General features: G+C 44.2%; 12 protein-coding genes. 9 read left to right on the forward strand and 3 right to left on the reverse strand.

The features are described 5' to 3' along the window. Nucleotides 1-106: 106 nt before the first annotated feature. Nucleotides 107-2,734, reverse strand: coding sequence for a family 20 glycosylhydrolase (locus tag HUJ21_RS05415; protein ID WP_291367935.1), 2,628 nt, complete (start codon nt 2,732-2,734; stop codon nt 107-109). A 78-nt stretch (nt 2,735-2,812) separates the two neighbouring features. Between HUJ21_RS05415 and HUJ21_RS05420 the strand changes: the two genes are divergently transcribed. Next, complete coding sequence (locus HUJ21_RS05420) at nt 2,813-3,910, forward strand: heparan-alpha-glucosaminide N-acetyltransferase domain-containing protein (RefSeq protein WP_291367936.1); 1,098 nt, start codon at nt 2,813-2,815, stop codon at nt 3,908-3,910. 4 nt (nt 3,911-3,914) lie between these two features. Further along, complete coding sequence (locus tag HUJ21_RS05425) at nt 3,915-5,774, forward strand: hypothetical protein (RefSeq protein ID WP_291367937.1); 1,860 nt, start codon at nt 3,915-3,917, stop codon at nt 5,772-5,774. A gap of 17 nt (nt 5,775-5,791) precedes the next feature. On the opposite strand, the gene HUJ21_RS05430 is transcribed toward HUJ21_RS05425, so the two are convergent. Then, on the reverse strand, nt 5,792-6,481 hold the full coding sequence (locus HUJ21_RS05430) for a hypothetical protein (RefSeq protein ID WP_291367938.1): 690 nt from the start codon (nt 6,479-6,481) through the stop codon (nt 5,792-5,794). Continuing rightward, on the reverse strand, nt 6,478-7,551 hold the full coding sequence (locus HUJ21_RS05435) for a hypothetical protein (RefSeq protein ID WP_291367939.1): 1,074 nt from the start codon (nt 7,549-7,551) through the stop codon (nt 6,478-6,480). The genes HUJ21_RS05430 and HUJ21_RS05435 overlap by 4 nt, the downstream gene beginning before the upstream one ends. Nucleotides 7,552-7,775: 224 nt before the next feature. Here HUJ21_RS05435 and HUJ21_RS05440 point away from each other — a divergent pair, with 224 nt between their 5' ends. The 7 genes from HUJ21_RS05440 (at nt 7,776) to HUJ21_RS05470 (ending at nt 15,821) form a co-directional block, all read left to right on the forward strand. Continuing rightward, nucleotides 7,776-8,360 (forward strand): thymidine kinase, encoded by a 585-nt coding sequence (locus HUJ21_RS05440; protein WP_291367940.1) that lies wholly within the window; start codon nt 7,776-7,778, stop codon nt 8,358-8,360. 12 nt (nt 8,361-8,372) lie between these two features. Beyond that, nucleotides 8,373-9,059 (forward strand): DNA repair protein RecO, encoded by a 687-nt coding sequence (gene recO, locus HUJ21_RS05445; RefSeq protein WP_291367941.1) that lies wholly within the window; start codon nt 8,373-8,375, stop codon nt 9,057-9,059. Between the two features lie 173 nt (nt 9,060-9,232). Further along, complete coding sequence (locus HUJ21_RS05450) at nt 9,233-10,213, forward strand: 2-oxoglutarate and iron-dependent oxygenase domain-containing protein (RefSeq protein WP_291367942.1); 981 nt, start codon at nt 9,233-9,235, stop codon at nt 10,211-10,213. A gap of 9 nt (nt 10,214-10,222) precedes the next feature. After that, a complete protein-coding gene (chrA, locus tag HUJ21_RS05455; protein ID WP_291367943.1) occupies nt 10,223-11,425 on the forward strand; it encodes a chromate efflux transporter in 1,203 nt (400 codons plus the stop codon). 839 nt (nt 11,426-12,264) lie between these two features. Continuing rightward, the gene (gene nrfH / locus HUJ21_RS05460) at nt 12,265-12,903 is read left to right on the forward strand and encodes a cytochrome c nitrite reductase small subunit (RefSeq protein WP_291367944.1); all 639 of its coding nucleotides are present in this window, start codon (nt 12,265-12,267) and stop codon (nt 12,901-12,903) included. An 11-nt stretch (nt 12,904-12,914) separates the two neighbouring features. Continuing rightward, nucleotides 12,915-14,408 carry an ammonia-forming cytochrome c nitrite reductase gene (nrfA, locus tag HUJ21_RS05465; protein WP_291367945.1) on the forward strand — a complete coding sequence of 498 codons (1,494 nt, stop codon included), beginning with the start codon at nt 12,915-12,917 and terminating at the stop codon, nt 14,406-14,408. A 93-nt stretch (nt 14,409-14,501) separates the two neighbouring features. Then, nucleotides 14,502-15,821 (forward strand): hypothetical protein, encoded by a 1,320-nt coding sequence (locus tag HUJ21_RS05470; RefSeq protein WP_291367946.1) that lies wholly within the window; start codon nt 14,502-14,504, stop codon nt 15,819-15,821. The last annotated feature ends 2 nt before the right edge of the window (nt 15,822-15,823 follow it).

A 15,823-nucleotide genomic window follows, 5' to 3' on the forward strand; every position in this document is an offset into this window, starting at 1 on the left:
ATCGTCGGCAGCGGCAGATGTGTATAATAGACATATAACATACTCCAAAAAGGTAAAAAAATACGTTCAATCAGAATATTATTAAAAATTGCTTTTCCCACATGGATCAAGGCCTCACCATAAGCGTTCTGCTTGCCCTTCCCGCAAGGTCAATTGCCCTGATCTTTACAGGACCTTCCATCTCAATTGGGCCCTGATATAAATTAGAATTTTCATCAGGCTCGCTATTATCTGTAGTGTACCTGATTTCTAAGCCAGGGAAATTGGTATTGGCATGCAACTTTCCATCAATTATTTTTACCCCGGGAGGGGCGATTCTATAGGCATATCCTCCGTTCCAGTGAGCCAATTTAGGATATTCTCTCGCTGCAATGGTACCGGCAAACCGATTCCAGCCTTTTTCTATTTCCCTATCCATTATGGCCAGGTCTTCTTCCTGTTCCCAATTCCGCGCTCTGGCCCAGGCACTTTCGGCAAAGCCCAGTAATTTGGGAAAAATGTAATATTCGGCCATATCTCCTCCTTTTACGGTCTCTCCCCATAGCTGGGCTTCCAGACCAATGATATTGTCCTTTGCCTCCGGATTTATCCGAACCATGTCCTTGAAATCCTCTTCCCTATCCAATAACTTGCCCATGCCCGATTTGTAGGTGGTTTTGAACCAATCGAATGGAGCAAAGGCCCAGGCATTTTTCGTATTGACAAATCCTGCCCAATACAATCCCGGTTCGGCTGGATCATTTGAATAGGCCAGGTCAAAGTAAAAATTGGACACATTGCAAAGCACCACTTCATAACCCTGATTGGCCAGTTGGTAACCCAAGTCCGGGTAATCAAACATGTTGTTCCATATATAAGGTATGACCTTCCTTCCTACAAATTCCGGATTGGGCCGCAAGGTGCCTGTTTCATCCCTTTTCAATGCCATTTCCTCCCATACATGGACTTCCAGGTCACGCTTTTCCAATCGCTTCAATAATTCACGAAAGAAAAAAGCCTGTAGGTTATCCATATCTCCTATAACAGGCAATTCGTCAAGCAACAATTCCGCATTGGGTGAATCTCCCGGAGATTCCTCCAACAACTCCTCCACCATAGGAGATTGTGTCCAGGAGCCTACAGGCACTTCATCTCCCCCAGCATGCATTTTTTTCATTTCCAGACCAGCATCAGCATACATTGCAGCCAATTCATCTACTACCTTTTCATAAAAGCGATAGGTAGATTCCCGCACTACGCTGACCACATTATCCTTATAGGCCTGGGCGGAAAGATACTCAGATTGGTCAGCCGGGTCGATCAAGCGGTATTCCTCTGCAGCAACCTCATCCCCCGCTTCCATGAATTTCAAATACCTGGCCTCCATGGACTTGATGGCCGCACGGGCATGTCCCGGGAAATTTAACTCCGGAATGATCGTAATGTGCCGGTCCCTGGCGTATTTGAGGATGTCTATAAACTCCTCACGGGTATAAAATCCGCTGCCATGACTGCCTTTGCCGTAGGCTTCCGGACCGGAACCATATCCCGGATGCAGGGCTGCCGCATCCATTCCAGCCACATGCTGCCGCTGTGCGCCCACTGTTGTCAATTCGGGTAAACCCGGAATTTCTACCCGCCAACCCTCATCTTCAGAGGTATAAAACAGGAAGTGGTTCAACTTGTAATGGGCCATCATATCCAATGCCTTTTTGATGGTTTCCTTTGTTTGAAAATTCCTGGCGACATCCACATGTAAACTTCTGAATCCAAACCGTGGAACGTCCTCAATATAAATGAAAGGCACTTCTACAGCTGATGTGTCACTCAGGTAAACCTCCGGTCCCATCAGTGCCAGCAGGCTTTGCACACCGTAAAAGACCCCTGCGGCATCTCCTCCGGTAATAGAAATGCCCTCCCCGTCAATCTCCAGTCGGTAGGCTTCTTTTTGTTTGCCATCCACCCTGATATCAGACAGGCTAAGGTAAATCGCAGCATTTGCACCATTTGCCGCATTACTACCAAGGTTTACTCCTGTAAGACTTTCCAGTTTTTCATTCAGGTAGCCTGCTTCATTTTCAAGTCCCTCCTGATAGGCAATGGTCATTCCGGCTTCAATTTCAAATACCCCATCCCTTTTTTCCAACTGGTAAGGGGAAGGGATTATGGGTAATAGCTCCGACGAAATGAGGGGTTCCCTCTTATCATTGGCTTCAAATTGGCTGGCCGGGCTGTAGGGAATTTCCTCATCCATGGCACCCCGGAGCAACTGTTCTTTCCTTTCAAAGGGTCTTACCTCCCAATTGCTTACAGGGATGGTAGCCAGCTCCTGATCCTCCTGGCCATAAAATACCATGTATAAACCCATCGGTGCATCGGTCTCTTTGATGACACCTTCAATTCCCGTGTAATTGATTTCCAGTTGTTCCCCGGCACCCAGATAAAAACCATCCCTGGGACTAAGCTTATACCAATCTCCATTGATGTGCGTAATATCTGCCTGGGTACTACTTACAATCCTTCTTGGAGACATGTTGAAAAACAGGGCCCAACCCTCATCTCTCAAAGCATCTCCCCCTTTATTTTCCATGATAAAGCGTGCTTCAAACTGCCCTTCCTCTTCAACAAAGTTACTGACCAACTCCCATTCCAAATGAAGCTGTTCTACCCTGTTTTGCCAGGAAGTCTCTTGCTGGCAGCTGTTAAAAAAAATAATAATGGAGAGAAACAGAAAGTAAGTATTCCTTTTATTCATAATTCAAAAGATTTAAATAGCCTTATTATTACCTCTGAAGGTATTAAATTGACTATTAAAAACACATAATTTTATTCTATGAAGCCTACGATTTCCCGATTGATATCCCTGGATGCCTTAAGAGGGTTTACCATTGCAGCCATGATTCTGGTTAATTATCCCGGGTCCTGGAGCCATGTATACCCCCCACTCCTTCATGCCTCCTGGAATGGTCTTACCATGACGGATTTCATTTATCCCTTTTTTCTTTTCATTGTCGGTGTCTCCATTGCCTTTGCCTATACCAAAAGACTTCAAGGGGGTTTTTCCAAGAATGAAATGTATAAAAAAATACTGGTTCGATCCCTGAAAATTTTCCTTGTAGGTGTATTTCTTAACCTCATTCCTGATTTTGATTTTTCTGACATGCGTATTGCCGGGGTATTGCAGCGTATTGCTGTTGTGTTTTTGGTTTGTGCCTTTCTTTTCCTGAACACAGACTGGAAAAAGCAAGCCTACCTGGCGGGCAGCTTGTTGTTCTTTTACTGGCTTGCCATGACCTTAATTCCCACTCCGGACGAGGGAGTAGTCATGCTTGAACCCGGCAGAAATCTGGCAGCCTGGATTGACCGCATCCTCCTGCCCGGAAAAATGTGGGAGGGGACCTGGGATCCTGAAGGTCTATTCAGCACCCTCCCTGCGATCGTAACCGGCATTCTAGGCTTGTTGGCAGGAAAAATACTTCTCGAGGGAAATAACGGAAATCTAAAAGCCAACTACCTGATGGCCATTGGCCTTCCTTTGGTATTGCTGGGTTTACTCTGGGCGCAGGTTTTCCCTATCAATAAACACCTCTGGACCAGCTCCTTTACCTTGATTACCGGTGGAACAGCATTTATTGCATTGGGGGCATGCTATTTTCTGGTAGACATTCTGGGCAAACAAAAAGGCACCAGCGTGGGCATCATCTTTGGAGCCAATGCCATTACTGTCTATGTGCTGGCCGATGTGTTGTCATTGGTGTTTTATTATATAGGGTTTGGGGGACAGTCTCTGAACATGCACTTTATGGATGGAATCACTGGCATAGGCATCTCCTCCAAACTGGCCAGCCTCCTTTATGCCCTTTTATTTGTAGGCATTAATTTTATACCTGCTTATTTGCTGTACAAAAGAAAAATATTCATCAAACTTTGAATTCATGTTTACCTTCCGCCTTTCATCAACATTTCTAATAGCTGTTTTTTACTGCTCCACTCTGGGTTTATTGGCGCAAACAGGCAGTCAGCACGAGCCGGTAAGGTATATCGGGGGAAACAGCATTGACCCTGACCGGCACGAAGGCCGGTTGCGGTATGCCATTGGGGTGGAAAGCAGGCAAACCTTACGCGTAAACAGGTCACATCCGGAACTCGCCGATGGCCATGGGTGGACCTATAACCATGCCTCCAACCTTGCCTACTGGGAGGGGAAATTTTACCAGCAGTACCTGAGCAACCCGGTAGATGAACACATCGCTCCGGGCCAGACTTTGATGATAACATCAGAAGACGGCAGGCGCTGGTCAGCTCCCAAGCTAATATTCCCTCCCTATCCGGCACCGGAAGGTACAAAAATCCCGGAGGGTTACGATGGATATATGATGCATCAGCGTATGGGCTTTTATACCAGTAAAAGCGGAAAACTACTTACCCTGGCTTTTTACGGACATACAGAGGATCCTTTTGAGGAGGGGGGTATCGGCCGGGTAGTCAGGGAAATTAAAAAAGATGGTAGTTTAGGCCCCATTTACTTTATCCGGTACAGCAGCCATACCGATTGGGATGAAAGCAACACTGCTTTCCCTTTTTACCAATCCTCTCCCGACAATGGGTTCATTGCAGCTTGCGAGGAATTGCTGGCCAACACCCTCATGACACTTCAGTGGAGGGATGAAGACAATGGCCTGGATGGCTTCTATAACGGGGATAGGAACGGGTCGGCTTTCTCATTTTTTACCAGAAAAGATGGTAAAACTGTCGGATTGTGGAAACGCTCCATGACTGCGCTGTCAGCTGACGGAGGCGAGAACTTTACCACCTCCGTAAAAGTGCCTACCCTTACCATGGCTGGCGGCAAAGTCTGGGGTCAGCAAACCCGGGATGGCCGCTTTGCCATGGTATATAATCCCATAGATATTGACGAATACCGCTATCCACTGACTGTCATCAGTTCAGACGATGGGATCATATTTGACGATATGGTGCTGGTACAGGGAGAAGTCCCGCCCAGAAGATTCTATGGCAGGTGGAAGGATTTCGGACCTTGCTATGTGCGGGGAATTGTTCCGGGAAACGGCAGGCCAGCCGGAGGGGACATGTGGCTTACCTACAGCATGAATAAGGAAGACATGTGGGTCAGCCGTGTCCCCACCCCTATCCGCCATACCTTCTATGGCCCGGTGGATGACGATTTTGACCAATTGAAAGAATTCGGCGCAGTACCTGACTGGAACATCTATGCTCCGCTATGGGCTCCGGTAAACCTTGTAAATGATCCTGTAGGTCCTGGTCTGTCGCTTGAGCTGAAAGATGAGGATCCCTACGATTATGCCCGGGCCATAAGGGTTTTTAAAGAGTCCAAAGAAATCAATGTAGAATGGACAGTAATGGTCGCTCCGGAAAATGCAGGATTGCTGGAAATGGATGTGGTGGACCAGTTTGGCAACCGGCCCATCCGAATTAAAATCAGCCCTGAAAATCAATTAACCTATATGGCAGGCCACATTGAAAAAAATATGGGAGAAATAAAAGCCGGTACCTGGCAAACCATCAGGATTGAAATCGACGCCCAGCCCTTTGGTTCATATAATTTGTACCGGAACGGGGAGTTGGTAGCAGAAAAAATCCCGCTGACCGAGGCAGTCAAATCGGTAGAAAGGATTTCCTTTCGGACAGGTCCTTACCGGAACCTTCCCAACAGAAAAACGCCCAATGAAGATCCTGTTCCTCCATTGCCCGGGGCAGATGAAAAAGAGGCTTTGGGATTGTTTTATATTGACAATGTGAAAGTTTCAAATTAACCTTCCCAGAAAGCAAATCAGTACTTCAAAGGAAAGTATTGTAAGGTTTTGACCATTTCATTCCGCTGATACCAGTCGTTAAAAACAAATTCTACCTGATCAAACACCTGTTCTCCAAAAAAATAATCTTTAAACTGCTCCAGGATGTCTAAAATCTTGTCCGGTTGATTTACTTTTTGCTGAAACCGGATCACCGTACTGTGCGCCGTGATCAATTTATATCTTTTATCCAGAGATTGTTCTAAATGAGTAGTTGCAAAGGCAGCCCGCAGGTTTTCCCTGCAATGTTCCAGTTCACTGTTGACCGGAAAACCCCGAATCAGGAGACAGGAAGGGGAAGCCATGACTCCGTCAAACCTGATTTGGATTTTTCTGACAGGATTCAGGGCCTTGCGGATAAGTGAAATGTAACCAGACAGGTCCAGGGATTCCCTGTTAAATCCAGGGTAACAGGAAATTATCGGCATGATGGTCAGGTGGATATCAGCGGGGGGATAGAAATATTGATCCGGATCCGTGGTTTTCACGGCTGTTATAAACCTACCAAAGCTTGCTTTTAATTTTTCGTCAGGCCGTATCAACAGGGTCAATCCCCTCCTGTTATCCTTTGGATCCTGCAAGGCGGTGTCATAAGAAAACCCCTCCCTCGCAATATGCTTTAGGGTTTCTTCATGAAATTGGCTGTAATGTGCCTGAAGTGCCGTCAATCCTCTTCCCCGTCAAACTTTCTGAAAACCAGCTGTAGCAATTCCTGCACTTCCTCAGATTGCACATCCCAATTAAGCGTATGCACGAAACTCTGGTTCAGCAAATTCACTGCATCAAAAAAACTATCTGCTGCATTGAGTTCATCCATGGTCTGATCCAGCAAATCCTGATTTCCCTGAAAAAGTCTCTTGGTAAACATGATGCGTTGATTGATGCCCATTCCTTCTCTCAGGTGACCTATACTTCCTTTCATATAGGTGTACTCTTCTGCTTCAAATTTTGCCCATGCCAATGCAGGGTCAATTTCGGTAAGGCCTTCATTCAGGGGTTCATCCAACTCTCCTTTGGAAAGCGATTCATCTTCAGGCTGTTCATTTTCCGGGGAATTGTCTTCCACATCGGATATTGATTCCTGCGTATCTTCTTCCCAGGGAGCTACAGTTTTTTTCGTCCACAATTGTTCCCAATCAATCGGCAACTGCTCATCCAGGGGTTTGAGCAGGTTTTCGGCCGAATCCAACGTCGACCGGTTGTTTTCAAATGCATCTTCCAATTCCTGAACCCATCCTGAGCCTTCCCGGTGATCTTCCAAAGAAGCCGCTACTGGTCGCCAGACAGTTACATGCCATTTGATGTATTTTTCCAGGTCCTTGAAATAACCGGGCGGCTTGGCTGCTGCGCCTGTCCACTCCTGCTCAAAATAACTTACCGGATCTGCTGCTAATTGTAAGGTCAGTTTTACTGCCCTATTCAGCAGAGGCTCAAAATCTTCCTTTTGGATTTTGATGGCCCTGGACAATGCATTCATAAATTGAGTCAAGGCCTCCCCTACGTTATGGTCCCTGAAATCAAAATAAGGATTTTGGGCCATGGCCTCCAACTGTTGCTGCCAATTATCAAAAAGAATTTTGATCAGCATTAAATTCAATTGCCTGGATTGCGTGAGCTGAGTAATTTCCTGACCACTCATGTATCGCTTCTGGGCAAAATATTCCTCACATAATTTTTTGGAAAAGTCTTCCGAATACCCGTCTGCGTATGCTTGATTTAAAATCCTTTGAATTGCCATCTGACTTGTTTTTTCCGTTAAAAGTAAAAGTAAAGTTAGGCATTTTATCCTTAATGTAAACAGGGATTTCCTGTTCCCATACCCTTAATCCCAACCCTTAATTTTCATAAATAAGAAGAAAACCCTTAATTTCGTCAAATGAAGGCCGGAAAATGAATGATGGTCTCAATCCTTTCTTTCAGAAGGTGAAATGAATGGCCTCACGATGATCGTTTAACAAAAAAATGTTTTTAGAACCTCCATTAGGAAACCAAAATTATTCCGGCAAAAAAGGCCAGATAGAAGTCATTTGTGGTTCTATGTTTTCCGGAAAAACAGAGGAGCTGATCAGGAGATTAAACCGCGCTATTATTGCACGCCAAAAGGTGGAAATTTTTAAACCCACGGTAGACAAAAGATATGATGAAAAAAATGTGGTATCTCACAATGAAAGTATTATCCGTTCCACTCCGGTTCAGTTTGCGAATGACATTCTTTTATTGGCAGACAATTGCGATGTGGTGGGCATTGATGAGGTCCAGTTTTTTGACGAACAGATTGTTCAGGTGGCAGAAAAGCTGGCCCGTTCCGGTGTCAGGGTAATTTTGGCAGGACTGGACATGGACTTCGAAGGCAAGCCTTTTGAACCCATGCCACAACTTCTGGCCATTGCGGAATATGTGACCAAGGTACATGCCATTTGCATGAAATGTGGAGACCTCGCCTCCTTCAGTTACCGACTGACAGCTGAAAAGTCGAAGGTGGTACTGGGAGAAAAAGAAAGCTATGAAGCCAGATGCAGGCGGTGTTTCTATGATGACCAGGCATAAAACAGGGAATACATGCTTAAAAAAACCGCCGGCATAGTTATCAATTATACCAAATTCAGGGAAACCTCTATTATCACCAAGATTTTTACCCGTGACCTGGGGCTTAAGACTTACCTGATAAATGGTGTAAGAAGCGATAAATCCAAAACCAAAATGGCCCATTTCCAACCGTTGACCTTGTTGGATCTGGTGGTATATGAAAAAGAAAACGCCAATATCAACAGGCTTTCAGAAGTAAAACTCGCCAGGGCTTTTCACCGGATTCCATTTGATTTTTACCGGTCTGGAATAAGTATGTTTATAGGAGAGGTTCTGGGAAAGATCATTTTCGACAATTACCAGAACGAGCAGTTTTTTGATTTCCTGTTTGAGGAAATTTCGGCCTTGGACAGTGAAAATTTTCAGCCAGGCTTGTTTATCTTACTTTTCTTGATGAAAACTTCCCGGTTCCTGGGCTTTGAGCCCAGCGATGCAGCTGACTTCTATCTACAGCTGCCCCTGAACCAGTCCGGCAAGACATATGAAGACAAAAAAAGCTACCTGGACCGGCTCATGCTTTCAACTACAGATACCTTACCAACTATTCCCGGAAAAATAAAAAGTACGCTGATGGATGACTGGCTCCTTTTTTACAAAATCCATATGGAAGGTTTCGGCGAGGTCAAATCACTGGCTGTACTAAGGACCATGACAGGTTAAGTGCCTGTTTCCTTTTCTCTGTCTTTTATTTGGGCCAGTTATCAAGGGGCCAGGATTCTTTTAAAAAACAAGCCTACTATCCTCAGGGCAATTTTTAGGCAATCGGCTTTTAAAATTTTGATGGTATTTAAATTTATCCTAAAAAAAATTACCTTGCAGCAAATTACCAGTCAATGAGCGAAATATTATTTGATGAAATCCCTTCTCTTGATCTGGCTGACTTTGTTTCCGGCGACCGGGATAAAAAAGCGGCATTTGTAAGGAACTTGGGGGATGCCTATGAAAATATTGGCTTTGTAGCCATCAAAAACCACGGCCTTCACCAGGCCATGCAAGATGAGTTGTATGCGGCCATCCAAAAATTCTTTTCTTTACCTGATGAGGTGAAAGCCAAATATGAAAAGCCGGAAATTGGCTTCCAGAGAGGATATACCGGCAAAGGGAAGGAACATGCCAAGGGTAGAAATACAGGCGACCTGAAGGAATTTTACCATGTTGGTCAGGCCATGGATCACATTCCCAATGATGATGCAGTAAATGAAGATTACCCGCACAACGTATGGCCTGCAGAAGTGCCTGGGTTTCGGGAAGTATCTTTACAGGTTTTCAGCACCATTGAAGAAGCAGGAAAGCTAATGCTCCGTGCCATAGCTTTGAACCTTGGACTGGAAGAGACCTATTTTGATGATAAGGTTACTTACGGCAACTCTATTTTACGTTCCATTCACTACTTTCCTATAGAAAACCCCGATCAGGTCCCGGCAGATGCCGTAAGGGCAGCCGAGCACGGAGACATCAACCTCATTACCCTACTGATGGGGGCCAGTGCCGATGGGCTTCAGGTTTTGAGAAGAGACGGCAAATGGATCCCTATTACTGCCCTCCCGGACCAATTGGTGGTCAATGTCGGCGACATGCTGGAGCGATTGACCAATAAAAAACTTAAATCCACGATTCACAGGGTAGTTAATCCTCCCCGTGAAAAAATGAACAGTAGCAGGTATTCCATTCCTTTTTTTCTGCATCCCAGATCTGAGATGGATCTGAGTTGCCTGGAAAATTGCATCAGTGCTGATTTTCCCAAATCCTTTGAAGATTGCACGGCCGGAGAGTTTTTGGAAGAAAGGCTAAAAGAATTGGGTTTGAAAAAATAACATATTTTTATGGCAACCATCAGGAGGGTACGGTATTACATTTATCTGAAAGATGTACTCGTGCTTTCCCTTACTGCTTTTGGCGGGCCCCAGGTATTCCTGGCCATGGTCATTAACATGATGGTAAAAAAGAGAGGCTATATATCGGAACAGGATCTGATAGAACTGAATGCGCTGTGCCTGGTGCTTCCGGGCCCTACTTCTACCCAAACCATATCAGCTATAGGATTCAAAATAGGCGGACCTACCCTTGCCTATCTTTCGCTTTTGGTCTGGATTTGTCCAGCCACCTGTCTGATGATAGCTACTGCATTTTTAATCGAGTACCTGCAGGCAAACACTGAAGGAGCCCTGGGGTTCGCCAGATTTATTCAACCCATGGCCATAGGCTACATCATCTATGCTTCGCAAATCACCATAAAAAAAATGATCCATACTGTTGAAGCGGCTTTGCTCATGATGATTGCGGCATTTGTCGCATTTTTTTATAATTCACCATTCATTTTCCCAATCATGTTGGCCATAGGAGGCCTGATCACCACACACAATTACAACAAGCAACCCGTCATTACAGAAAAATCAAAAATTAAAATATCCTGGAGAAACTTCATCTTATGGGCCGGGGTACTGATCGCGGCTGCAGTCTTGGGGCACTACACCCGATTATTGCCAGTCAGGCTTTTTGAAAACTTTTACCGAAACGGAAGCCTGATTTTTGGCGGAGGTCAGGTATTGGTGCCTTATCTCTATACCGAATTTGTAGAGTTTAAAAATTACCTGACCTCGGAAGAATTTCTTACCGGATATGCCATCTCTCAAAGTATTCCGGGACCAACATTCAGTATCAGCTCCTACATTGGAGCCCTATCCATGCGAGACATGGGTGCTACAGGCATGATTACAGGTGGGTTGATAGCTGCAGCAGGAATTTTTCTTCCCGGGACATTCCTTATATTTTTTATCATTCGTTTTTGGGATGAGCTTAAAAAATACCGGCCGGTAAGGGCAGCTTTGGAAGGAATCAACGCTGTAAGTTGTGGCATGTTGATTGCAGCCGCATACCTGCTTTTCGAACCTCTGGATAACAACCTTTTTAATATCATGGCCATAATTGGTACCTTTGCTCTATTGCAATTCAGCAAAATCCCCTCTCCTTTGATCATTGTAATGGGGGTATTGGCCGGGATTTCCTATCAATGGATTGTCAGCTGAAATCCATTGGACAGCAGGCCTACCCGATAAATCCTATTCATCTTTTATTTTTATACTTATCTTTCTATTACCAGGGTAGTTCTAGTGGTTTGGCATTTGGTATTTGAGACGCACAATTGTCATTGAGATTTATTTAAAAAGATCCAATCGCTAAAATTTACAATAGGTGGAAAGAGCGGATCGGATAAAATTGATTTCCAAACAAGTGCTATTATCCTTGCTTTATTTTTTGATTACTAAAAAAACACCTCCCAAATCCTTTAAAACCTGTTTTTCTACCTGATACCGGTATCTCCAAGACAATCTATGCCACTGAATCTGTTGAATATTAATTTACTGGTACAAAAAGAAACTTATTTTTATTAATTTTTAGTATTTTTTTTAAAAACAGGTTTAATTTTTAACCAAAAAAAAGAAGGATCCTGTAAGGATCCTTCATATTGGGTTTATTTTAAACTGACTAACAGCTATAATATTTTGGAAAATGGACGATTTTGCTTTTTAAAATCCCCCAAATTCTCTTAAACCTAATAAAAATGTGTCACATAGCAATAAAAACGGATAAAAAATTTGAATATATTCTCAAAATAAAATCAGTCCCTGCCATACTTATTGGGACAATCAGGATAAAATACCAGTGAAAAGCATTCACACAAAATCATTTGCGCAGTTTCGGTTTATTCGGAAAACAATAAAATTACTTTGTTCTATTATTTTTCTAAAATTTAATTTTTTGTAAATTACAATTAATGATGGGAATCCGATAATATACATCTAAAATTTGTAAGCAAATAAAGTTTGTAAATAACACCTTGATCTAATGTAAACTAAAATTATTTATGGCCTTTGGCAATCAATTTAAAAGATTCCTTTTTAGGTTCAGCCTGGTGCCTCCCCATAAATGGAGACCTGCGGCTACAGTTTTAGTAGCTGCGATTTTCGGGTTAGGAATTTACCTGTTAAAACTGAGCAACGCTGCCTCCTATTTGTCGGATGATCCTCAGGCCTGTGTCAACTGTCATATCATGACACCGCAATACATTACATGGAACCATAGTTCTCATCGGGAAGTGGCCCATTGCAATGACTGCCATGTGCCCCATAACAATGTTTTTAACAAGTATTTTTTCAAAGCCAAAGATGGGTTGTACCATGCCTCTATCTTTACCATGCGGGCAGAACCGGAAGTGATCAAAGCACTTGGCCCCTCTATCAGGGTCATACAGAACAATTGTATCCGCTGCCATGAGGACCAGGTTACGGATGCCAAAATGATTGGTTTTGTAGAAAGTCACCAGGAAAAAAGAACGAACAGAACCTGTTGGGAATGTCATAGGGAAGTACCCCATGGAAGAGTGAAAAGCCTTTCCGCCACCGGTCATCAAATTGAGCCTATCCGGGCCCATGCACCGGCAGATCTGGAAATAATTCCAAAATGGCTGAAAGAAAGCATGGAACAAAAAAATGAACAAAAATAAATGCTCAGGTTATGAAAAATTGGATGCTTTTTGGAATTACTGCTATCATTGTTTTTCTTTTGGCCATGTTGGCTTACACCATCATGGACAGAAAAACCGAAGCCCGCTTTGCTTACCAACCCAAAGTGAAAATTGAAGGTATTGAACCCAGAGATTCTGTATGGGGATTGAATTATCCCCGGCAATACCAATCCTATCAAAAAACAGCAGACACCACCTTTAGTAGCATGTACAATACCAGTGGCAATAAAGATGTATTGAAGGAAAATCCGGAAATGGTTATTTTATGGGCCGGTTATGGTTTCAGTAAAGATTATTCCCACCCAAGAGGTCATGCCTATGCAGTAGACGATATTCACCGAACGCTCAGGACTGGTGCTCCCATGGAAGCCGGAGAAGGTCCCATGCCCAGTACCTGCTGGACATGTAAAAGTCCCGATGTGCCCAGGTTGATGAGCGAAGTCGGGGTTACTGAATATTACAGTAAAAAGTGGTCGGATTTTGGCGCTGAGGTAATCAATCCTATAGGTTGTGCAGATTGTCACAATCCGGAAACCATGAACCTGACCATTACCCGGCCTGCGCTTATAGAAGCCTATGAGGCCATGGGAAAAGACATCAACCAGGCCTCCCATCAGGAAATGCGTTCTTTGGTCTGCGCCCAATGCCACGTGGAATACTATTTCGACAAGTCCATCCCGGGAAAAGAAAATGCCCAATACCTGACCTTCCCCTGGAAAGATGGAATGGATGTGGAATCAGTGGAGGAATATTATGACAATATTGATTTTGCAGACTGGACGCATCCCCTGAGCAAAGCAAAAATGATCAAAGCCCAGCACCCAGATTATGAAATTTATTCTTTGGGAGTACATGCCAAAAGAGGCGTTTCCTGCGCAGATTGCCACATGCCCTACAAATCAGAAGGGGGACAAAAATTTACCGATCACCATATTGGCTCTCCTTTAAGCAATGTTGAAAATTCCTGCTTTGTCTGCCACAGGGAAAAGGAATCAGACCTGGTAACAGATGTTTATGAACGGCAGAGAAAAATAAAAGCTGGTACCTCCAAGTTGCAAAGACTGATCGCCATGGCCCACATTGAAGCAGCTAAAGCATGGGAACTGGGAGCCACGGAAGGGGATATGCAAAATATACTACAGGGTATTCGACATGCCCAATGGCGCTGGGACTATTCCGTAGCCTCTCATGGGGCAGCCTTTCATGCCCCTCTTGAAACCAGCAGCATCGTCACCTCCGCCACGGGCATCATACAGGATACCAGAATCGAACTGGCCAGACTACTGGCAAGTATGGGCTTCAACCAACGAGTAGACATGCCGGATTTTACCGACAAAGATGCGCTGCAAGCGTACATCGGCCTGGATATAGCCAAAGAAGAGGCAGCCAAAGAAACATTTTTGGAACAAGTGGTGCCCAAATGGTTGAAAGAAGGCAAAGAAAGGGAAGCTAAAAAAGAGGTGGAAACCATTAGCTCCCGATAAAAAAACACTCCAGAAACTACAATAACCATAAACTTACGGCACTTTAACAAAAGAAAGCAGCTGCCTGATTTTACATGATTTAAAACCTACACCATGAAAAAACCTTTGATTTTTTTATTCGGAATTTCCTTTTTGATGGTTTTCCAACCCTTATTTGCACAGTTTAACCTGGATGGGCAATTGATACAGCGTAGTGAATTCAGAAACGGATTCAGCAGGCTGATTTCCGAGGGACAATCGCCGGCCGGATTTATTGCCCAAAGAGCCAGGCTACAGGCCAGCTACCAGTCGGATCCGGTGGATTTTTACATGAGCATACAGGACATCAGGATCTGGGGCAACACCCCACAGGTAAAACTTTCGGACACCTTTCTTTCCGTCCACGAGGCTTATGCAGAATTGCCCATCGGTGATAACTGGAAGATTAAATTAGGTAGACAAGAACTCAATTATGACAATTTCAGGTTTTTGGGAAACCTGGATTGGGCCCTGCAGGGAAGGGCGCATGATTTCGCCCTGGTCAAACAGGAACAGGGAAACCGAAAAATTCATTTTGGTGCAGGATACAATCAGGATGGGGCGCAGCTCTCAGGTAACCTGTTCAATACAGGCAACCAATACAAATATGCCCAAATGTTCCGGTATGAAAACAAGTGGGAAAACCTGCACCTGTCCTTTTTGTTCTGGAATGATGGCAGACAATACATAGAAAGAGATAATGTGGGCACTGTGATTGCAGATAGGGTATACCACAGACAAACCATAGGCATACCTACCTTCAAATACCAATTCAAGCAAACCTTGTTGAGCGGATTCTATTACCACCAATTGGGTAAAGATGGTATGGGCCGTACTACCAACGGTTTTGACGTAAATTTACAGGCCAGCCAACAAGTCCCGCTGGAAAGTGAAGGCAAAAAACTAAGGTTTGCTGCGGGAATAGAAATACTCAGCGGTACCCCTACCAATGATTTATCGGAGAACAAATCCTTTTCCCCTTTATATGGAACCAACCACCTCTATAATGGCTACATGGACCTTTTTTACGTAGGAGGTACCCATGAAAACAATGTAGGCTTAAAGGATATATACCTCAAAGGACGACACGACTTTAACCCCTCCTTTTTCATCCAAACTGATGCTCACTTTTTTTCCAGCTATGCGGACGTGTATACGAATTTCGTGTCAGGAGAATTGATGGATAAACGTTTGGGTACCGAAATAGACCTTTCCTTCGGCTTGGTCTTTAATCAGGCCATTTCCCTGCAGGGCGGCTACAGCCAGTTTTTTCATACCGATACCATGGAGCTTATCCAAGCTAACGGATCACTCAAAAACAACCAAAACTGGGCTTACCTGATGTTGATCGTCCGGCCTACCATGCCGAATAAATTTATTGGTATATTGTTTTGAGT

Origin of the sequence: Cyclobacterium sp. (genome assembly GCF_014762705.1) — a bacterium.
In the GTDB taxonomy this organism is placed as follows: domain Bacteria; phylum Bacteroidota; class Bacteroidia; order Cytophagales; family Cyclobacteriaceae; genus Cyclobacterium.

Bases quoted from the DNA above. Each gene is read 5' to 3' on its own strand.
- HUJ21_RS05415 (WP_291367935.1), bottom strand. From the start codon at position 2,734: ATGAATAAAAGGAATACTTACTTTCTGTTTCTCTCCATTATTATTTTT.
- HUJ21_RS05420 (WP_291367936.1), top strand. From the start codon at position 2,813: ATGAAGCCTACGATTTCCCGATTGATATCCCTGGATGCCTTAAGAGGG.
- HUJ21_RS05425 (WP_291367937.1), top strand. From the start codon at position 3,915: ATGTTTACCTTCCGCCTTTCATCAACATTTCTAATAGCTGTTTTTTAC.
- HUJ21_RS05435 (WP_291367939.1), bottom strand. From the start codon at position 7,551: ATGGCAATTCAAAGGATTTTAAATCAAGCATACGCAGACGGGTATTCG.
- HUJ21_RS05440 (WP_291367940.1), top strand. From the start codon at position 7,776: ATGTTTTTAGAACCTCCATTAGGAAACCAAAATTATTCCGGCAAAAAA.
- recO (WP_291367941.1), top strand. From the start codon at position 8,373: ATGCTTAAAAAAACCGCCGGCATAGTTATCAATTATACCAAATTCAGG.
- HUJ21_RS05450 (WP_291367942.1), top strand. From the start codon at position 9,233: ATGAGCGAAATATTATTTGATGAAATCCCTTCTCTTGATCTGGCTGAC.
- chrA (WP_291367943.1), top strand. From the start codon at position 10,223: ATGGCAACCATCAGGAGGGTACGGTATTACATTTATCTGAAAGATGTA.
- nrfH (WP_291367944.1), top strand. From the start codon at position 12,265: ATGGCCTTTGGCAATCAATTTAAAAGATTCCTTTTTAGGTTCAGCCTG.
- nrfA (WP_291367945.1), top strand. From the start codon at position 12,915: ATGAAAAATTGGATGCTTTTTGGAATTACTGCTATCATTGTTTTTCTT.
- HUJ21_RS05470 (WP_291367946.1), top strand. From the start codon at position 14,502: ATGAAAAAACCTTTGATTTTTTTATTCGGAATTTCCTTTTTGATGGTT.